Below are 21,024 nucleotides of genomic sequence, written 5' to 3'. Positions count from 1 at the left end.
CGTTATGATTAATCAAGAACGCACTTGATCTTATGGAAATAAAGAATTATCTGTGAGACACGTTTTGCAAACGATAGGTCTTTTTCCGCTTGAGAATCAAAGCACTACCAACAATACCTAAAACTATTGTCCCCAATGTAGAAGATGGTTCTGGAATCTGGTAGAAACTATTAATATTACTCACAATCACAAAATCCGAACCATATCCAAAGTCTGCACTACCAATGCTTAGTAATGTATTGATTAAATCGGCTTCAATATAACTATATGACTCTCTTGCTGGTCCTACAAGTGCGGCACTTTCTGGAGTTAATTGACCTGATTGCTCTCCAATACCCACGCTCAAGAAACTCTCAATACTAGCTGTATTAAGTGGCACAGCTAAAATATAGCGAATAATAGGAGCGAAAGCAGAGGTTGAAGGGTAAGGAAGGCTTGTAAAAGTATATCCTCCCAAGGTGATTTTTACTCCAGAACTAGGAGTTATATCATTGTAGCCAGAGCCGTCGTAAGTTACATCTCTACTATTGGGTGGACTATATGTGAGTTTACCTGTAAAGGGAGTGCCAACTTGGACATTAGAAATAAATGCCGAGCCTGTAGGTGTTGCTACAAAAGCATTGCTTGTTTCTACCTGGGTAACTGTACCTGAAAATAGAAAACTCACTGCTTGAGCAGGCGATGCTGTAGCTATAGTTCCTCCAGCCATTAATGCTGTAGCAACAACAGCTTTAGCCAAGGTTTGTAATTGACCAATCTGTGTCATATTTTCTCCTAATTACGTGTCTAATTTTTGTTAAATTTTGCTTGCAATAAATGGCGTTTGTCCAATATAAAAATTTCGTACATTGTTTAAATGAATGTACGTTTTTGTATCGGATATCCTAATACATTGACAGTTCTTTACTTACTTAACACCCTCTAAGACTTGAGGCAAATTTCTAACATGATATTCCTAGACACAAGTATATGATAGTCCTAAGTATTTACCTAGTCATTTACATAAACTTTATAAATTAAGGTATTACGCATTACATACAGAAATGCGTTGTAATTTTGAATAAAATTAGATATTTGTAGTTCACTACTCGCTTCTCAAAGAAGTAGCGAAACTATATAGAATAAATATTATATCCACTCAAAACCCTGGGCTGCTAAATATTCCTTCGCTGGGGCTAAAATCTCTTTCCTAAGAATTAGCTTAACTTTAGGCTCACGTAAATACAACCGAAAACGGTCTACAAACAAACCATTAACAGACTCAATTTTCTCAATCGCACTCCAAGGAATTAACAAAGGTGGAGATCCAAAACTAAACAAGGGAAAGACACTCAAATAAATCCCTTTAGAACTGACACCAACATTTAAGGTGCTTTTGTAGTAAACCCAACCCACAGAACCGCGTTCCATCCGCGAAAAGTTTGGTGGTGGTGGTTCATGGGTGCGGTAGAGTTTGGCCAGGCGATTCCAGTTATGACGAAATACAACAACTACGACTGCCGTAGTCACGACATAAAAGGCTACATATTCCCAACGAAGAGATTTTGGCATTTCACCATGAGGCTTCAGGTGATTAATATAGATACGGCAAATCAGGAGCAAGCGATCGCTTCAGCAATATCTCGTAATTAAAATGCTGTAGCCTTATGCTGATTTTTTTAGGGCTAAAAACTTTCTGACAAATAGTAAGTGAGGAATTTGCAAAATATCTTCATGTAGATATATGAATGCTAAAACTATAGTTTTTGCAAACTCCTCGCAAATTTCACAGCCGAGTATTAAGGGAACACACTAAATCCCTCTTAAAAGAATTTATCATTAAATTGCTGATACTTTAGCAAAAGCTTCATTTAAATGTGGTTGAGATATTGCTGGGTGCTGTTCTTCTCGATTATGACGAGCAAAGTGCTTATCCATTAATAATGGGACTTGATCGGCTTGAATGCGGCTGTAGCGAGTTTTATCTGGCATGACTATGTTCGGCCCAGCTTTGCAGTTTTTCATACAACCAGTTGCTTTAATAGTAACTTGGTCTTCTAGTCCGCGATCGCTCAACGCTGCTTCTAGGGCTTGACAAAGAGTCTTACCACCACGTTTCATGCAATCAGACTTTTGACACATCAAAATTGTGGCTTTTGTCTTAGGCGGTTGTGGGTGGGTTGGTGCAGAGGTGTTAGCTGTAGCGGCCATAACACGTTCAGCTTTGAATGCAACTTTACCACCTTTGCGATCGCACTTTTTTTCCCCAACTACTTGTAACCAAGTCCCTGGCTGCAAACGCAAGTCAAAAGCATACCTTAAATTTTTAGCGAGTTTAATATAATATTCACCGTCATAAGTACCTAGTAACAAGCCTTTGAGCTTATAACCATCCTTAATTACAAATTCAATAAATTTACCTTCAAGACAAAATTGTGATACTTCTTTGCTTTGACATACACTCATATTCTTTTACCCTTTTTTAACTAACTTTAAACTTGAGCCATTTGGTAGAGTCTGTCACAACAGCCATTACGGGCTTTAGCAACTTCGTTTTAGAGTCGAAATTAAATCTTGGCGAGAAGCTGTGAATTGTCTAATTACACTCCAAAGCTGAATAGCCGCGACAGGAGAGCTAATTTTAACTTTCAATGGTTGGCTAGCCTCACACCAACAGGGAATATCTAGCTCTTGCAAACGTTGATAAATCTGCCAACGGTCTAGCCAATTCACTTCTACAACGTAAGTTTGCTCGATTTGTGAAAGAAATGATTTCAAGTGAATAGCCCTCAAAGTGCAAGTAAATTGCAATAAATATAGTACAGCTACTCCTCATATTTAAAATTTTTGAAGGTGCAGCCTCTTTTATTTAGAATAACCTAAGTGCAAACAATTCTCAGTTATCTTGCTAAAAAAAATAAAAATTCTGTAATAATTCTCCACTAAAACCAATAGTGACGCTCGCGTAGCATAGTGATTCCAGAGAAACTGCCTAAATTTTTCCAGATTTATGTAGATATATACGAAAAGTGAAAATAATCACACTAGATAGCCAATCGGTTCTAGGGATGAGAATTTACGCCTATAAGAACCCCGCTTTCTTGAAGAAAGTGGGGTTCTGGGTTGTATAAAACATATCACTGATTAGAGATATAATCCTTTGCTTGTCTATAGATAGCTTAAATACCAAAAAATCTGAACACATCGCTCAATAGCTAAACAGCGTTAATTAAATCTTAATTAAGGTATGTATATCTATTTCACGAAGATAATTAGCTTGGAAATTTTAGCGACAGAAAATTCCCAAATATATGCTATTGATAGAGGCGGATTTGATTTTTATGATGTTAATATGTAGGAAATAAACGGTTACAAACTTTGACTGTTTAAAAGAGAGGAGAATAATGGCTGATACGCAAACTTTATTGCAAAATTTTGGTCAAGTTTACGACAATCCAGTCTTACTAGATCGCAGCGTAACTGCTCCAGTGACTGAAGGATTAAACGTTGTTTTAGCTAGCTTTCAAGCATTGTACGTGCAGTACCAAAAGCATCATTTTGTAGTGGAAGGTGCAGAATTTTACTCACTGCATGAATTTTTTAATGACAGCTATAATCAAGTTCAAGACCACATCCATGAGATTGGTGAAAGATTAAATGGATTAGGTGGTGTACCAGCAGCTACTTTCAGCAAGTTGGCAGAATTAACCTGTTTTGAGCAAGAATCTGATGGTGTCTATTCTTCTCGCAAGATGTTAGAAAATGACCTAGCAGCAGAACAGTCTATCATCAACGTTATTCGCCGCCAAGCTGCTCAAGCAGAGAGTTTGGGCGATCGTGGTACACGCTATATGTACGAAAAGATTCTGTTAAAAACTGAAGAAAGAGCTTATCATTTATCTCACTTTTTGGCTAAAGATAGCTTAACCTTGGGTTTTGTTCAACCTGCCCAGAATTAATGTTGAGATAATTTACCTCCAGTCATCTATAGACAGAAGGTAATCTTACAGGACTGCGTTTTACAAGAATATGAAAAAAGGCAGAGAGTATTGGTACTTTCTGCCTTTTTTATTATGGTTATTAACATGAAACAATTGCAAAATATTAGCAATATTCTATTTAATAAGTATTTGCACTTTTTGAACTGGATTTATTTTCTAGTCGCATATATCTAAAAACCTAGTTTTGATGTTAAAAAATATTAGATTAAACTAGCGATCGCTCTGATGCTAACTTTGATTATTGAGAATAATTTTGAATTAACTTAATTCCGAAATTTGCTTTAATTAGCATAAAGACAGAATAAAAATTAATCTTGACTAAAAAAGCATTCATAAATCATTATTCAAAGCCAAGAACCTCCGTTTCTTTGAGAAAAAGGGGTTCTCAAGTCTCAGAGAATGTTGGAAAAGTTTTGGGCGAAGATATCCCGTAGGGAAGTCCACCTGCGTGGACTAATAGAAAATTAAGGCTTTGAAACCTACCGACCAGGTTTCAAAGCCAAGCTATTGCTTTGGGCTGGCTTCCCGACTTATAGCAGGTGGCTCGCCATTTATAATCGCCTGTAATCTATTAGGGGGATTCAAGGGATGCAAAAAAATTGTAGATTGGGTTGATGGAAGGAAACCCCACACTGCGCTAACCCTGGCAGTATTGGGGAGCATCCCGGTTTACCCTCCTGTGTCACCGAACCTAGAAAACTTAATAATAAACAACACTAGTAGAGAGAAAGAACCTTAAAATAATCAGGACTTTGTATTCTCGTACTCCAACCCAACGACTATGCCCCGCCGTCAAGACATCCAGAAGATACTGTTATTAGGATCTGGCCCAATTGTGATTGGCCAAGCCTGTGAATTCGACTATTCTGGCACTCAAGCCTGTAAAGCATTGCGAGAAGAAGGTTATGAAGTGGTGTTGGTCAACTCCAACCCGGCGACAATCATGACCGACCCGGAAACAGCCGATCGCACTTACATTGAACCTCTAACACCAGAAATAGTCGCAAAAGTCATCGAGAAAGAACGTCCAGATGCTCTACTACCAACGATGGGTGGACAAACAGCCCTCAACATAGCTGTCACCCTGGCGAAAAATGGTGTGTTAGATCAATATAATGTTGAATTAATTGGCGCGAAGTTAGAGGCGATTGAAAAAGCCGAAGACCGGAAATTATTCAACGAAGCAATGGCAAAGATTGGGGTGAGTGTTTGTCCCAGTGGTACAGCCTCATCCTTAGAAGAATCAAAAGCGATCGCGCGTAAAATCGGCACTTACCCTTTAATTATTCGTCCAGCTTTTACAATGGGTGGTACGGGTGGCGGTATCGCCTACAACCAAGAAGAATTTGAGGAAATGGCACAAGTCGGGATTGATGCGAGTCCCGTTTCCCAAATTCTCATTGATCAGTCCCTCCTCGGCTGGAAAGAATACGAATTGGAAGTGATGCGCGACCTTGCAGATAACGTTGTGATTATCTGTTCCATCGAAAATATCGACCCGATGGGGATTCACACAGGCGATTCCATCACCGTTGCACCAGCCCAAACCCTCACCGATAAAGAATATCAACGGCTGCGGGACATGGCGATTAAAATCATCCGTGAAATTGGCGTAGAAACTGGCGGTTCTAATATCCAATTTGCCGTTAACCCAGTGGATGGGGATGTCGTCGTCATTGAAATGAACCCCCGCGTTTCTCGCAGTTCCGCCTTGTCTTCCAAAGCTACTGGTTTTCCCATCGCGAAGATGGCGGCGAAGTTGGCTGTCGGTTACACCTTGGATGAAATTAAAAACGACATTACCAAGAAAACCCCAGCTTCCTTTGAACCAACCATTGATTACGTTGTTACCAAAGTCCCCCGCTTCGCCTTTGAAAAATTCCCCGGTTCAGAACCCGTCCTGACCACCCAAATGAAATCTGTCGGGGAAGCAATGGCTATTGGGCGGACTTTTAACGAATCCTTCCAAAAAGCCCTGCGTTCTCTCGAAACCGGCCGCGCGGGTTGGGGTTGTGACAAAGCAGAAAAATTGCCCAGTGGCGAACAAATTCGCGCCCAGTTACGCACACCCAACCCCGATCGCATTTTTGCAGTGCGCCATGCTTTGCAATTGGGGATTAGCAGTGAAGAAATCTACGAACTTACTGGGATTGACCCTTGGTTCTTAGATAAAATGCAGCAACTTTTAGAGGTGGAGAAATTCCTTAAACGCACACCTCTAAAACAGTTGACAAAGGAGCAAATGTATGAAATTAAACGCGACGGATATAGCGATCGCCAAATTGCCTTTGCTACCAAAACCACCGAAGATGAAGTTCGCACCTACCGCAAACAATTAGGTATCACACCCGTTTACAAAACTGTCGATACCTGCGCAGCTGAGTTTGAAGCCTTTACACCTTATTACTACTCAACCTACGAAGAAGAAGACGAGGTTATCCCAGCCACCAAGCCCAAAGTGATGATTTTGGGAGGCGGCCCCAACCGCATCGGCCAAGGAATTGAGTTTGACTATTGTTGTTGTCACGCCGCCTATGCCTTGAAGGGTGCAGGCTATGAGACGATTATGGTCAACTCAAACCCAGAGACAGTATCCACCGATTACGATACTAGCGATCGCCTCTACTTTGAACCATTAACGAAAGAAGATGTACTTAACATCATCGAAGCTGAAAATCCTGTCGGGATCATCGTTCAGTTTGGTGGACAAACACCACTAAAACTAGCTTTACCATTGCAAGAATATTTGCAACAGCTAGAGACGGCGGAAATTTCCCCATCCTCAGTCACCAAAATTTGGGGAACATCACCCGATTCTATTGACAGGGCTGAAAACCGGGAACGATTTGAGAAGATTCTCAAACAGTTAAATATTGCTCAACCGCCAAATGGAATTGCGCGGAGTTATGAAGACGCGCTCATTGTGGCTAAACGCATTGGCTACCCGGTGGTAGTACGTCCTAGTTACGTGTTGGGTGGTAGGGCGATGGAAATCGTCTACTCTGATACAGAATTGGAACGTTATATGACCTTTGCGGTACAGGTCGAGCCAGAACATCCAATTTTAATTGATAAGTTTTTGGAAAACGCCATTGAAGTTGATGTAGATGCGATCGCCGACCACACCGGACGAGTAGTGATTGGTGGCATAATGGAACACATTGAGCAAGCGGGTATTCACTCAGGAGACTCAGCTTGTTCTCTGCCTTCAATCTCCCTCCCACCAGCCGTTCTCAATCAAATCCGCACTTGGACGGTAGAACTAGCACAAGCCCTGTCTGTAATTGGATTGATGAATATTCAGTTTGCCGTCATTGGTGCTAGCAGTTATTCGCCCCAAGTTTACATTCTGGAAGCTAACCCCCGTGCTTCTCGGACAGTTCCCTTTGTCTCAAAAGCGACAGGTGTACCCTTGGCGAAGTTAGCATCCTTAATTATGTCGGGGAAAACCTTAGAAGAATTGAATTTCACCCAAGAAGTCATCCCCAAGCACATTGCAGTCAAAGAAGCCGTGTTACCCTTTAATAAATTCCCTGGAACTGATACAATATTAGGCCCAGAGATGCGCTCCACTGGGGAGGTAATGGGCATAGATAGCGATTTTGGTCGCGCCTTTGCCAAAGCAGAATTAGGTGCTGGAGAGCGTTTACCACTAACGGGAACTGTGTTTGTCTCCATGAGCGATCGCGATAAAGCCGCCGCCGTTCCTGTCGTGAAAGAATTTCTCGATTTAGGCTTCCAGGTGATGGCTACCTCTGGTACACGCCAAGTCTTAAAGGAGCATGGTTTAGATGTCGAGTTAGTGCTGAAACTGCATGAAGGTCGTCCCCACGTCATCGATGCCATCAAAAATCAGAAAATCCAACTGATTATTAACACTCCTTCTGGAGAAGAAGCCCAAACCGATGCTAGATTAATCCGCCGCACAGGTTTAGCCTACAAAATCCCCATCATCACCACTATCGCCGGGGCTAAAGCTACCGTTGCGGCAATCCGTTCCATGCAAAATACGACTTTAGACGTAAAAGTCATTCAAGACTACTGCTCAAATCTCTAGATAAGGGTGTAGGGGGAGCAGGGAGACCAGGGAAATTTTTACCCAGTCCCCAATCCCCAGTCCCCAGTACAGCACGACGTAAGTCCTCCACCTATTCCAAATCAACAAAACCCTTACGCTGTCTTTATTTTGACTTTTGACTTTTGACTTTTGACTTCCGCTTTGCGGTACTAGTCCCCATATGGAATCTACTCAAAGCGGTATTTACAAGGAAAATTAAGTAATTATTATAGAAAAATAATTATGGTTTTCATTGAGATATTTTAACAAATATGAGGAAGTGATCATTCTCTGCGGAAACTTCACCAACCAGTAAGAGTCAAAGGAATTCAGTGCATTTAGTTGCTTAAGGAGAATAACTGGTGTGCAAGACCTAAAACAGACAATATCACGAACATTTATTAATTATGAGTGGGATGTGTATTTGCATTTAGTGTACTATTCTAATAGTACATAGTACACTGAGATGGATTGATTTACCTAAATCTTCATGACTTCAAAAATTTATGATTACTCAGTACACCAAAGCCTCTCATAAATGTTACAATTGTTAACAAATATTTAGATACAAAAAACTTCGTCTCGCTACCTTTTATCTAACCCTAGATACTTGTGCAGCCTAGGAAATAACTGTAATTTCTAGCAGTTAAAGACCTACTTAGATTGATATAACAGCCGAGATTCATCGGTTGTATAAATTTCAACAGATAACAAACAGCCCAGCTTGACTGGGTAGTACCGGCAAAGAGCATCTATTAGTTGATGACCCTACCAACAAGTCCAACATTACCAAAGAGTAGCGCCATGAAGACCGCTCAGACAGCCACAGACCTCGTGCGGACTTACCTGCGTGAGATTGGCCGTGTACCACTCTTAACCCACGAGGAAGAAATTTTTTATGGTAAACAGGTACAGCGTTCATCCACATTGCAGGAGGTGCGTGAGGAACTGTTCAATAAGTTAGGTTATGAGCCGAGCTTAGAAGAGTGGGCAAAAGCGGCAGAGTTAGACACGGCACAATTAAACGAAGTCATCGCAGAAGGCGAAATTGCTAAACGCAAAATGGTGGAAGCTAATTTGCGGCTTGTGGTATCCGTTGCCAAAAAGTACATTAAACGCAATGTCGATTTACTGGACTTAATCCAAGAAGGCAGTATTGGGATGCAACGGGGTGTAGAAAAATTTGACCCCACTAAAGGTTATAGATTTTCTACCTATGCCTATTGGTGGATTCGCCAAGCTATCACCCGTGCGATCGCAGAAAAAGCGCGTACTATCCGCCTACCAATTCACATCACCGAGAAGCTTAACAAAATTAAAAAAGCGCAACGCCACCTATCTCAAAGATTAGGACGCGCTCCCACCGCATCTGAGCTAGCCAGTGAATTAGAATTAACACCTAAGCAGGTACGAGAATACCTAGAAAAAGCACGCTTACCCTTATCTTTAGACTTGCGCTTAGGAGATAACTACGACACTGAATTAGGAGAAATGCTAGAAGACCCCGGTGCTTCTCCGGAAGATTTTGTCATGCAATCCTCCCTATCTTACGACCTAGATCGCCTCATGGAGCAACTTACCCCTCAACAAAGAGAGGTGATTAAACTCCGTTTTGGATTGATGGATGGACAGGCTTTAACTTTGGCAAGAATAGGTGAAATTCTCAACATTAGCCGCGAACGAGTACGGCAAATTGAAAGAGAAGCTTTAACTAAACTACGTAAGTCTAAAGCCTGTATGGATGAATATTTGGCAAGTTAGTCATTAGTGATTAGGCATTAGCTCGCAGGGTGCGCTTCGCTGTAATAAAATGCAGCCAAGCGCACCCTATATCTTTGCTTGTTTCGGCAAAAATGTTAATTTTCACTATTGTTAGTGATCTTGCACTGTAACAGACTATACTTCTAAGGAATATTAACCATTTGACTTAAATTAAGGCGAGAAAATCCCCTCTTTAATGTACGGTTACACCCACTCCTGATGACAAATTAACTTGTTACATTATTTGACAGGAACACTAAATGGCTTGTGAAGTCAAGTTAAATAAAAGACCTCAGCCTAGTAAAGTCACTAACACCACATTCAACAGTGGTAGTACAGGAGGTACAAAGTGAGTAACCCATCTAACCGAGTTTCAGAATTTTTCGACAGTGAATCAGAAACAAGCAATCTACTCTGGCAGTATGTTAAGTCATTAAACCCAGAAACAGTAAACCAGCTATCAAAACCAGCCTCTCCTGAAGTTTTTCAAGTGATGGAGCGTAATATAGTAGGACTGTTGGGCAACCTACCTTCTGAACACTTTGACATTACCATTACTACCAATCGGGAAAGTCTAGGACGGATGTTAGCATCTGCAATGATTAGTGGTTATTTTTTACGAAATGCCGAGCAAAGAATGAACTTTGAAAAAGTAATGCACGGAACTGAAAGTAATAATCACGAAGTTGAATAGCAATTTCATGTTGTCAAGCCGCAGTTCAACAGTAAAATTACCAGCACAAAATACTGAAGAGCAGTTTTATGCGGAATCCCCACAAACTCCTGTCCCATCAAACAAGCGTTAGCGAAATTTGGCAGCAATATCTTGAACGCTAACGCTACTTGTCTCTGATGATATTTATACGAAATAAACGACACAATTAAACGTGTAGATCAGCTAAAAGCAGTTTATATTTTTAAATGAGTAAAAACTCGGTAGATACTAAAAAATCTGCCGAGTTTTGTTATTTGTCAATAGTTAGTAGTCAATAGTCATGAACAAAACCACGACTCTACCACCACACAAAATTATTGGTGTTGCCGTAATTTGGAATGATCAGCAACAAATTTTAATTGATCGTCGTCGTCAAGAAGGCTCAATGGGTGGTTTATGGGAGTTTCCCGGTGGTAAAATCGAGTTTGGCGAAACTGTGGAAGAATGTATTAAAAGAGAAATTTACGAAGAACTGGGAATAGTAATTGAGGTAGGAGAGCATCTGATTACTATTGACCATACTTATACTCATTTACGTGTCACCTTAACAGTACATCACTGTCACCTGCTTTCAGGTGTTCCTCAACCTCTAGAGTGTGATGAAGTGCTTTGGGTGAATTTAGACGAGTTGGAACAGTTTACTTTTCCCCAAGCAAATACTCAGATTATTGCTGCATTGAAAGAGAGTGGTGAGTGCTGAGTGCTGAGTATTGAGTAGTGAGTATTGAGTAGTGAGTATTGAGTGGGTGGGCATTGTATTTTTCTCCCCCGGCTTCCCCTGCTCCCCCTGCTTGCTTTTTCCCAGTCCCCAGTTATTTAATTTTGAATTTTGTAGGCGCAAGCCTTGCCGTTCGCGTAGCGTCTCCTACAGGAGAAGGCTATTTTGAATTTTGAATTGATTTGTCCCCATTACCGTAACAATGTATTAACTGAATCAGGTTGAGTCACTGAATTTTCTACAATATTCGCAGAGACTGTGATCAAGGGTGTAAGCAAATCAATGCCTAAAAGTGTTGCCGATATAATGAGTCCTGAGCCAATTGTTGTCCGGCCAGCTACTCCGCTTCCAGAAGCAATCCAAATTCTGGCAGAACGACGCATCAGCGGCCTACCTGTTGTCGATGATGTCGGTAAATTGTTGGGTATTATCTCAGAAACTGACTTGATGTGGCAAGAAACTGGTGTAACACCTCCGGCATATATCATGTTTTTGGATAGTGTAATTTATTTAAAAAATCCTGCTGTCTACGAACGCGATCTGCATAAAGCTTTAGGACAAACCGTTGGGGAAGTGATGAGCAAAAATCCTGTTACTATCACTCCCGATCAAACTGTAAAACAAGCAGCACAACTAATGCACGATCGCAATGTTCATCGCTTACCTGTAATAGATAACACAGATAAAGTCATTGGGATTATTACTCGTGGTGACATTGTGCGGGCGATGGCTGCTAGTCAAGATTAGTTATGAGTCACTAGTCATTAGTCATTAGCTAGTTATTTTTATACTGGACTATTGACTTTTTTAAACCACTTTTAAAAATTAGGATAATTAAATGAGTATAACTCCTGAGTCTGTGAGACAATTGCTCAGTTCTGAAGATTTGGGCGATCGCTTACGTGCTGTGAATCAAATCCGTGAACTTGAACCTACTACTGCGTTTGAACTCGTGCAAATTGCTATTGGTGATAGTAATTCCCGCGTTCGCTATTCAGCAGTGAGTCAGTTCGATACTCTCGGAACTCAGGACTTAGACTTATCGTTGGATTTATTGCGTGCTTTATTAAGTGATCCAGAAGCTGATGTACAAGCCGCAGCCGCAGATTGCTTGGGGGCGTTGAAATTACACGCTGCTTTTGAAGATTTGCAGCAACTTTATCACACAACCCCTGAGTGGCTAGTACAATTCAGTATTATTGCTGCTCTGGGAGAATTGGGAGATCCGCGATCGTTTGAATTACTGAAGGAAGCTCTTTCTTCTGATGTGGAACTAGTCCAAACTGCGGCAATTAGTTCTATGGGTGAGTTAGGTGATTTACAAGCAGTTCCTTTGTTAGCTTCTTACGCTACCAACCCTGATTGGCAGATGCGTTATAGAGTTGTACAGGCTTTGACTCGGTTGGGTGGTGCAGAAGCTAAGTCTATTTTAGAAACTCTAACAAATGATCAAGTAGAAGCGATCGCTACTGAAGCTAAAAAATCTTTGGATTCAGTCGAATAATAATTTCGGAACTTACGCAAGATTCAACCGAAAAGCTGATTCTTGCGTAGTATTCATACACCTTATATTTTTTTATTTTTCATCTGACGACGGCGCACCAAGGTAAGCCCCGCAACTGCACCTAAGCCAATGATGGTGGTAGGTTCAGGTATTGGTATTGGCCCGCAACAGAAAGAAGCAGTAGCAAACACTTTAAAATCAGCTCCGTTAAAGCTGGTCTCAGATATTAATTTCAACCCGCTCAATACTACGTCAGAACCCAATCCTAAATCTGCATAGCTAACTCCCCAAGATCCTACAGGTTGTGCGCCTGGAACTTCTGTGGTATCAATTCTGTAGCCAGTAAGAGTCCAGAGGTTACGAGTAATTGTATAGCTATTACCTACTAGATTTCCGTTAGTGTCGATCGCTTGTAACTGGATATCGCTGTTTAGTCCACGCTCATAAAAGAAGAAGCTGTCTAATCCACGGCTATCTGATATGACAGGAGCTTCAAAGAATACATCAATATCAAACTCACCAGTGTCTTCAGAATCGACGATATTGTTTAAGTTGTAGTTACCTAAGTATGCCGCAATTTCTGCTGCTGTTGGATCTTCATTTGGGGCAAAACCAAGAGGATTAGTAGCCAGTTCACCTCTATCAGTGCTGGCTGCACCACTATTTAGAACAAGAGTTTTTGGTGTATTAAAATTTATTCTAGCGTCATTAATTAACAGAAGGTTTGTGAAGGGAAGAAGGGTCTCTCCACCTTGCTCAATAGATGTCAAGAAAATATCTTCTTGGGGATTAGCAGGATTTGGCGTAAAGTTGGTTATGAAACTAGCAGCTTTAGCCGTGCTAGACATAGCTAAAGCTGCACTCAAAGCCACTACAGCAGAGGTGAGTATATTTTGAACTTTCATGGGTTCGTTACCAAAAATTTTGATTTTAGCTATTTAGTCTGAAAATAACCGTTTAAACCCTTACGGTATCTGATGTTTAAAAATTGAGCCAGATTTTTTTTAACCAGAATAATAAAAGATAGTTACTTTCATTACAGAGTTTATCACCTCAAAATTACTTAAGTAATAGGTATTTATTGAAAATTATGTAAACCAAGCTGGAAATTATGTGTTTTTTTACATAAGTTTCCCTATTTTGACTGAGTAATCGTAACTTCAAGGGTTTAAGATCCCTCTCTTTCAAAGCTCAAAATACCACAGACTAGAAGTCTGAGGCTATACAAACTAAAAGTCTGCTGACCTAGGCTAATTGGTTTTTTCTGTATTTAGCCCATCCATATTTATGGGCGTTGTTTGTGTACCCCGAAGCTTTAACTTGAGGGCGAATAGAACTTGTGTGTAAACGGTAGAGAGGGATTCTTGATAATCTATCGAACTCACATTAATTTTGTATTTTGAATTTGGAACAGGAATTACGCATCAAAACAAAACATCAATGGTCAGACCATTTCTGACAAGAGTTTCTTCATACAGGTATAAAATAAAGTTTTTTAAAGAAAGACATCATCAACCAGTTGTATTATATGTATCAGACGTAATTGAAAATTCTCCGTAATACCATCTTCTTTAAAAAGATTTGTTATGGCTTAACTGCATATTTATTCTTAAATTAAGTGCTTATACCATAAACTTTATATTGCGTGGATGTCCCCTGGTTTTTATCAATCTTTAAGAAGAAACTTAATAAAAGCTTAATTTTGTTTTTTTTGATTGTAAAAAACTAGTTTTTTACATAGGTGAAAGTGTGCAGATTCCCCCCATTTTATAGCTATGTAAGGAAGGATATTTATGCCTCTTGATAATGCAGGTAACACATTAAATACTGCTAAAAAAATAACTCTTACCACCAATATTCAGACTTTTAGTGACTGGGTGGGTTCGTCAGATATCGATGATTTCTATAGTTTGAGTCTAGCTGGACGGAGTAGTCTGAATGTTCTTGTTGATGATTTGAATGCAAATGTAAATACACAGATCATTAAAGATGCCAACAACAATGGTTTGATTGATAGTGGTGAAATTATCACTGGTTCTTATCAGGGTGGACATAGAAGTGAATCAATTAAGCATACTTTAAATGCTGGAAATTATTTCATTAGAGTCTATTCTCAAAGTGGTGATACTAACTACAATCTGAAAGTCTTTGAAAATTTTGCCCCAACTTCACTAGAGTTTAATCTCAATAGCACTAGCCTTAATACAACGGACAACCTCAGTCTCAACAATGCTTGGGTGTCGGATAAAAACGGTGTTAGCGATATCTCAAAGGTAGATTTTCGTATTCAAAGAGCAGATGGAACATGGCTAAATGTGGCTGATGCTACTGTATTTACCGCCAATTCTAGCGATGCAAGTAAGGCAAATTTCAGCTACAGTTTGTCCTTAAAAAACTTGAATTTGGCGGCTGGTAACTATACTCTTCAGGGGAAAGCTTACGATCAGACTGGTGCTGTAAGCAATACAGTCAAGCAGACATTTACCGTAACGACCACAGCACCAACAACAACATCGACCACAGCACCAACAACAACATCGACCACAGCACCGACAACAACATCGACCACAGCACCGACAACAACATCGACCACAGCACCGACTCTGGTTCAAGATTGGTTCAGTAAAAATTTACTCGACCAACAAATCATTACATTGGTACGTTCCTTAGCATCCGATAGCGATTTAAGTCGTCAGGATATGCTGAGTATCTTTAGAAATGCTCAAGATAATTCTGCTATTGATGTTAAGGAGGTAAAAGACCTCAAGACTTTGTTAGGTGCAAGCACACCTTTCACTATGGAAGATTCTGTGAAATGGCTATCGACACAGGTTGCTAATGGTACGACTGTAGACATGGCTGCTAGTAACTTTGAGTCAAATTTAGTTGGTCGTTGGTTTTTAGGAACAATAGCACCTACACCTGTCTTTAATGGCACAAATCTCACTTATACTGTGCCAACAGGTAGTTTGTTTGGAAGTTCTGGCGAAGCACGAATTGGTGATATTGATCAAAATAAGTTAGGCAACTGCACATTTTTAGCAGCTTTGGGTGCAACTTTTGGTCGCCAGTCTGATGATTCAGGTAATACTTCTAGTTCTGCGATTAATAGCATGATCACAGATAATGGTGATAACACTTATACCATACGCTTTTACTCATACAGTGGAGCAGAATATGTCACAGTTGATCGTCGTATCGCTACAAGTATTGCTGCTAAACGAAATAACGGTGTTCTTTGGGTAGCATTAGTCGAAAAAGCTTATGCTCAATGGCGGGAATGGAGTGCGAAAGGACAGCCTGGATATAATCTTATTGGTAATGGAGGCTCTCTTGATACTCCGCTCAAGCAGATTACAGGAAAGCAGACGACTTACCATAGTATCAGCAAAGTTAGTTTTTCCAGTCTAGAAACTGCTTTAGCAAATGGTCAAGCTTTGACCACGGCAAGAGTTGGTAATAACAGTAAATATATTGTCAGTTACCATGCTTATTCAGTTGCCAATGTATATACTAATACTAGCGGTGGACAACGAGTAGTAGTGCGAAATCCCTGGGGCGTAGATGGTAGGACTAAGAGTGGTAGTGACGACGGATTTATTGATTTATCCTTTGATGAATTCATAGAGTCTTGTAACTATGGAATCGTCGTCGCTTAATAGACCTCTTGCATAAATGCTTAAACTGTCATTTTGAGCAAAGCGAAACATCTCAAAGATTCTACATTTCATTCAGAATGACACATCTTATTTTCGGACTTTTGCAAGAGACTCGATGAATTGCACTCACAAGGAGCAATAAAAATTTGTTTTCCCTACTCCCTACTCCCTATTTTCAAGGCAGGTGCTAATATGTAATACCTGATTTTTACATTTAAAAAATATAAAACCCGCGAAAGCGGGTTTTAAAATTACTAAATATTTTTCTTGAGCAGACAAAGATTATCTCTGCGGTTGACTATAAAACACGGATATTTTTCGCCAAAACAATTATTCACTAAGAAAATGCGAATATAGCATTGGCGATATCGCTAAAAACAAGACTAATAAGCAGTTTTCTTGCCTTGGCGACGACGTAATAAAGCAAGTGCAGCGACTGAACCTAAACCTAGCATAGTGGTAGGCTCAGGTACTACAACACCCTCAAAAACGTCATGAGCAACTAGTTTGAAATCAGGTCCATGAAAGCTGCTATGAGCTGTTAATTTCAAACCACTGACTAAAGTTCCGCTAGTTAATCCCAAATTAGCAAAGCTAACACCCTGACTACCTACATTTTGAGCAGCACCAACTTCTGTGGTGTCAATCTGGAAGCCAGCTAGTTCCCAGAATGACTTATCTATTGTATAAGCACTACCGAGTAGACTTCCACCTGCATCCACTGCTTGAAGTGTAATAGAGCTGTTGAGTCCTCTTTCCCACAAGAAGATGCTGTCTATTGCTGTGTTGTTTGATGCAACTGCGCTGTCAAAAAATACATTAATATCAAACTCACCACTATCTTCACTGTCGATAATGTTGTTTAAGTTAATCTTGCCGTTACCGTCTCTATTTAAGTAGGCGGCAATTTCTGTGGCTAATGGGTTCTCGTTAGGAGTCAAACCTGTAGGGGGAGTAGCTGTATCACCATTGTCAGTGCTAGCTGGGCCTAAAGCACCTAGATTTTTGATGATTGTAGCAGAATTAACTAATTTAAAGTCGCTGATAGTTTTGCCATCGTTCCGAACAATAGAGAGCAATTCAATATCTGCTGTAGGATCGGTAACAGGATCTGGGGAAAAGTTGGTGGTGAAACTAGCAGCTTTAGCAGAGCTAGAAACACCTAAGACAGCACTGAGAACGAGTCCGGTTGAGATGAATATATTTTTAACTTTCATTTGGTTTTCCTATGGTTCTTGAGTGTTAGTGAAATTACTAATTTTGTTTGTACTCTCAATACAGAGTCTAGCACCTAAAAATTACTTAAGTAATGCGTATTTATTGAAAATTACGTAAACTATGCTGCAAATTTTGTGTTTTTTACATAAAGACATTTTTCTACTTCCCAGTATAAATTCTTCCGCTCATGAAAACGTCTTTTAGAAACGCGTGAAACTGCTGATGCTGCAATGATTCAAGTTTTGTTGTCTAAATATTTACGTTGAGTTTATGAACAATCTATCTATTAGGAGATGACTTTATTAATTTATTGTTGACTGTTAAGCGTTAGCCGCTAACGTGAAAAAATCTGCTTTCTTTATGGTGTGACAGTTTAACAACTGTCTTGAAGAAAACAGAGAAGAAGACGTATGTAGTTGTGCGAGAAAGTAAATCTGAATCAATGTTTTAGATTCTGTCTAGTTACCGAAGACTTGCGGCCAGGTTGTGACTAGGAAAACTACGAAAGCTGCGATCGCTAATAATCCTTGAATCAAATTCCCGACAACTGTACCGACAACAATACCTATACCTGCTTTAATCGCTAATCCTAGTTGACGACAGTAGATATACTCAGCAATAATTGCTCCCAATAACGGGCCAAATAGAATACCTAACAGTGGGCCACCCACGGGTAAAGTTGGTAGCAATCCTAAAAACCCAAGTATAAAACCCACAAATGCGCCAATTTGTCCCCATTTGCTAGCACCTGCTTGTTTTGCACCTATATAACCAGCTAAAAAATCAACCCCAATACTTAAAATCAACACAATCCCTGTGACAATCAAAGGTATTTGGATAGATACAAAGGAATGACTAACTATTCCCCAAATAATAATGGCTACTAAAATTAAACTAGTTCCAGGGATGGCGGGAACTACAGCACCAATAATACCTACAATCATTAAAGCAACTAGTAGCCAGTAGATTATTTGCATAATTAGTAATTGCGTGAGAAGTTGGATTTCTGAATTGTAAAATTATTTTTACATATTAAATATGAGCATTATCGTCGGACATTTTACTATTTACCCAGAGAGGACGCAGTAGTTAGACGACGATAATGCTCATTAAGACAGGCTATGTAGTAAATCTAAAAGTGTTTTTGGTAATATTCCTCTACTGCACCTACAGCTTTTAGTAATGGCGCATCTAACGGCTCAATCCAATCAGATACCTCACGAGCTAAACCAAGAGTTGATTTTCCTCCTGATGGTTCAAGCTGACCAATGACTATCTTATTTTTTACAGATTGCAGAACACTGATCACATTATTTAAACGCTGTGAGTGTTCAGACTCATGACGCATCTGTTCAGCAATTTCAACTGATTGGTCAATCAGTTTGACAAATTTTTCTGTTTGAGTTTCCATGAATTTTACGGACAAGTGAACTCTTCCACTTTGATATTTTTGCCTTCAGACCACTTGATATTAGGATCTTTTGAATCTTGGATGAAGGTTTGTTGACCACCACCTGGATAGCATGAAGCGGGTGTTTGCGGAGCAACAATGCCTTGATAAACTGTTGTTCCTGCTGGTACAGTTACTTTTAGTCTGATGGTGGCTTGATTACCCCATGCTTGATTGAGAGCTAAATTTCTGATTACATCTACATTTTTCTTGTATTTACCAGTTGTTAAATACCTACCATATTTATTATCATTGCTACTATAGTAACGATAAAAAGTTTGAGGTTGTTTGAGTGTGACTGCCTCACATTTAGAATCCAAGAAAGTGACGGCTATTTCGGATGGTAGAGGACAAGAAGCGGTTACTTCTTGAGCAACAACTTGTGTCGAATTGAAAGTAAAATTGGGGCTGACTACCAATAAGTTACTGATCACACCTAAGCCAATACTGACGGATACTGATGGAAATTTCATGCAACCTATTCCTTTCAAGACTTTGTAAATTTCTTGCTTAGTATCTCATTTGTTATTTATGTTGCTTTTGATTTTAAGTATCATTTAATTTTGCTCAATTGTTAAAGCTAAATGCTTCGTTAAGCTTCAGAAATTTGCTCTCTTACCCAAGTGCGAAAAGCACTCTTTGCCGCTAGTTGCCCCATTTTTTCGCTTTCTTGGATAAATCGGGGAATAGCCCTCACCAATACTGGGGCAAAAATAGGACTAAGCTCAACTTCTGAGTATTGATTTTCTACAAGAGTATAAATCCGCAATACAGTGCCGTTATATCTCCAAAACTCAGGAATACCCATTGCAGCATAGAGAGATAATTTATCTATTTTGGGCCGGGAGTAATCTACTTCTAACACTAAGTCTGGAGGTGGGTCTTGATCTAAATCAATGTTTTCTTTATCCCTAACCAACAATTCATTTTGAATATAATAACTACTATTTGGTTCTCCTCCTTTTTCTAAGTCGTCTCGTGTTAGAGTTAGTGAACCTGTCGTTTTGACTTCTAAACCAAATTCCTCACAAAGCACAAGAATTAACCCTTCAATCAGGCGGTTAGAGTTCTCATGTGGCATTAGTGGGGTCATGATTTCTACTATTCCATTGTCGTAAGCAAGTAGTGAGTTTCTTTCGTTACCCATATCTGTTAACATTGCTTTGAAAGTCTGCCAGCTAATGTTTTTCAGCAATGTTCTTGTTTCTGAAAGTGGTGCTGTTGTTACCATAGCAATTACTCCTTTGGGAAATTCAAAATTCAAAATCTTTGAGAGTTACTGCTAATTTATCAGCAATTCCAGCTATCCAATTTTCATCTTGCTTGGTATAACTTCTGGGTGCATTTGCACCTAAAATTAATACACCTTGATTGCCAATTGGTTGACAAATTACCCCTTGGGTGTTTTCTGGCAAATAATCAAATTCTATTCTTCCGGGGTAGACGTATAAAGCTACTAGATACACAGGCTGTTGCTTTTCTAAAACCCGTTTAACAATTGTGCCTGGAACTACTTCTGATTTATTTCCCAGAATGCCGCGACGTAATAAAACTTTGCCTTGGTAGAAAACTACTAGCGATCGCGTTACCGTATTAGTTAACAATAAATGTGATGCCCAGGCTAGTTCTGTTTTCACGGCTTCTGGTAAATCATCTGCTAACACAAAACCTTCTTCACCAATCAGTTCTACAGCATCAGGCGATCGCGGCTGGACTTGTTGCCAAATTAAACCAGTTAAAATCAGCACAGCACTCAAAATTACACCCAACACATCACCACGCGCTTGGGAATTGGTAATTTCTGGTGTCAATAAACGGTTAATCAGCAAAAGCACAGAGCCTAACCCACCGACTACCAAGGGTAAGCGTCGCAAAACTCGATTAGGATCAGATTTAGTCATTGGTCATTAATCAATAGTAGAGACGCGATTAATCGCGTCTGTACAATAGCCATGAGTATTA

General features: G+C 39.8%; 19 protein-coding genes. 8 read left to right on the top strand and 11 right to left on the bottom strand.

Features of this window, described 5'->3' with window-relative positions:
* Positions 1–46: 46 nt before the first annotated feature.
* The 4 genes from ACM0OR_RS09510 to ACM0OR_RS09495 form a co-directional block, all read right to left on the bottom strand.
* Positions 47–766, bottom strand: a complete 720-nt coding sequence (locus tag ACM0OR_RS09510; RefSeq protein ID WP_414576025.1) for a PEP-CTERM sorting domain-containing protein — start codon at positions 764–766, stop codon at positions 47–49.
* Positions 767–1,128: 362 nt separating this feature from the next.
* Positions 1,129–1,551 (bottom strand): hypothetical protein, encoded by a 423-nt coding sequence (locus ACM0OR_RS09505; protein WP_414576024.1) that lies wholly within the window; start codon positions 1,549–1,551, stop codon positions 1,129–1,131.
* A 267-nt stretch (positions 1,552–1,818) separates the two neighbouring features.
* Positions 1,819–2,445 carry a (2Fe-2S) ferredoxin domain-containing protein gene (locus ACM0OR_RS09500; RefSeq protein ID WP_414576023.1) on the bottom strand — a complete coding sequence of 209 codons (627 nt, stop codon included), beginning with the start codon at positions 2,443–2,445 and terminating at the stop codon, positions 1,819–1,821.
* A 75-nt stretch (positions 2,446–2,520) separates the two neighbouring features.
* A complete protein-coding gene (locus ACM0OR_RS09495) occupies positions 2,521–2,757 on the bottom strand; it encodes an Asr1405/Asl0597 family protein (protein WP_323264679.1) in 237 nt (78 codons plus the stop codon).
* Between the two features lie 626 nt (positions 2,758–3,383).
* On the opposite strand from ACM0OR_RS09495, the gene ACM0OR_RS09490 reads away from it, so the two are divergent.
* The 7 genes from ACM0OR_RS09490 to nblB all read left to right on the top strand — a co-directional run bounded on the left by ACM0OR_RS09490 (position 3,384) and on the right by nblB (position 12,735).
* A complete protein-coding gene (locus ACM0OR_RS09490) occupies positions 3,384–3,938 on the top strand; it encodes a Dps family protein (protein ID WP_414576022.1) in 555 nt (184 codons plus the stop codon).
* An 823-nt stretch (positions 3,939–4,761) separates the two neighbouring features.
* Complete coding sequence (gene carB / locus ACM0OR_RS09485; protein ID WP_414576021.1) at positions 4,762–8,037, top strand: carbamoyl-phosphate synthase large subunit; 3,276 nt, start codon at positions 4,762–4,764, stop codon at positions 8,035–8,037.
* An 804-nt stretch (positions 8,038–8,841) separates the two neighbouring features.
* Positions 8,842–9,798: an RNA polymerase sigma factor, RpoD/SigA family gene (locus ACM0OR_RS09480; RefSeq protein ID WP_190705237.1), complete on the top strand. Its 957-nt coding sequence runs from the start codon at positions 8,842–8,844 to the stop codon at positions 9,796–9,798.
* 349 nt (positions 9,799–10,147) lie between these two features.
* Positions 10,148–10,492: a DUF760 domain-containing protein gene (locus ACM0OR_RS09475; protein WP_190705234.1), complete on the top strand. Its 345-nt coding sequence runs from the start codon at positions 10,148–10,150 to the stop codon at positions 10,490–10,492.
* Positions 10,493–10,793: 301 nt separating this feature from the next.
* Positions 10,794–11,213 (top strand): 8-oxo-dGTP diphosphatase MutT, encoded by a 420-nt coding sequence (mutT, locus tag ACM0OR_RS09470; RefSeq protein ID WP_414576020.1) that lies wholly within the window; start codon positions 10,794–10,796, stop codon positions 11,211–11,213.
* A 300-nt stretch (positions 11,214–11,513) separates the two neighbouring features.
* A complete protein-coding gene (locus ACM0OR_RS09465) occupies positions 11,514–11,978 on the top strand; it encodes a CBS domain-containing protein (protein WP_190705228.1) in 465 nt (154 codons plus the stop codon).
* A 91-nt stretch (positions 11,979–12,069) separates the two neighbouring features.
* Positions 12,070–12,735, top strand: coding sequence for a phycobilisome degradation protein NblB (gene nblB / locus ACM0OR_RS09460; protein ID WP_414576019.1), 666 nt, complete (start codon positions 12,070–12,072; stop codon positions 12,733–12,735).
* Positions 12,736–12,797: 62 nt separating this feature from the next.
* Here the strand turns inward: nblB and ACM0OR_RS09455 are convergent, their stop codons facing one another.
* On the bottom strand, positions 12,798–13,640 hold the full coding sequence (locus tag ACM0OR_RS09455; RefSeq protein ID WP_414576018.1) for an exosortase-dependent surface protein XDP2: 843 nt from the start codon (positions 13,638–13,640) through the stop codon (positions 12,798–12,800).
* A gap of 888 nt (positions 13,641–14,528) precedes the next feature.
* Here ACM0OR_RS09455 and ACM0OR_RS09450 point away from each other — a divergent pair.
* A complete protein-coding gene (locus ACM0OR_RS09450) occupies positions 14,529–16,394 on the top strand; it encodes a C2 family cysteine protease (RefSeq protein ID WP_414576017.1) in 1,866 nt (621 codons plus the stop codon).
* 383 nt (positions 16,395–16,777) lie between these two features.
* Here the strand turns inward: ACM0OR_RS09450 and ACM0OR_RS09445 are convergent, their stop codons facing one another.
* The 6 genes from ACM0OR_RS09445 to ACM0OR_RS09420 form a co-directional block, all read right to left on the bottom strand.
* Positions 16,778–17,611, bottom strand: coding sequence for an exosortase-dependent surface protein XDP2 (locus ACM0OR_RS09445; protein ID WP_414576016.1), 834 nt, complete (start codon positions 17,609–17,611; stop codon positions 16,778–16,780).
* A 459-nt stretch (positions 17,612–18,070) separates the two neighbouring features.
* Positions 18,071–18,589: a DUF456 domain-containing protein gene (locus tag ACM0OR_RS09440; RefSeq protein WP_414576015.1), complete on the bottom strand. Its 519-nt coding sequence runs from the start codon at positions 18,587–18,589 to the stop codon at positions 18,071–18,073.
* A 155-nt stretch (positions 18,590–18,744) separates the two neighbouring features.
* Complete coding sequence (locus ACM0OR_RS09435; protein ID WP_190705212.1) at positions 18,745–19,023, bottom strand: hypothetical protein; 279 nt, start codon at positions 19,021–19,023, stop codon at positions 18,745–18,747.
* A 5-nt stretch (positions 19,024–19,028) separates the two neighbouring features.
* Entirely contained in the window at positions 19,029–19,535 is a 507-nt protein-coding gene (locus ACM0OR_RS09430; protein ID WP_414576014.1) for a hypothetical protein, read from the bottom strand.
* Positions 19,536–19,654: 119 nt separating this feature from the next.
* Complete coding sequence (locus tag ACM0OR_RS09425) at positions 19,655–20,293, bottom strand: Uma2 family endonuclease (protein ID WP_414576013.1); 639 nt, start codon at positions 20,291–20,293, stop codon at positions 19,655–19,657.
* Positions 20,294–20,315: 22 nt separating this feature from the next.
* The gene (locus tag ACM0OR_RS09420) at positions 20,316–20,963 is read right to left on the bottom strand and encodes a cofactor assembly of complex C subunit B (RefSeq protein WP_414576012.1); all 648 of its coding nucleotides are present in this window, start codon (positions 20,961–20,963) and stop codon (positions 20,316–20,318) included.
* Positions 20,964–21,024 lie beyond the last annotated feature (61 nt).

It is taken from the genome of Anabaena sp. CCY 9402-a, from assembly GCF_963920945.1.
Classification (GTDB): domain Bacteria; phylum Cyanobacteriota; class Cyanobacteriia; order Cyanobacteriales; family Nostocaceae; genus Trichormus; species Trichormus minutissimus.
Note: the sequence above shows the minus strand (reverse complement) of the source record. Positions and strands in the feature narration are given on the sequence as shown.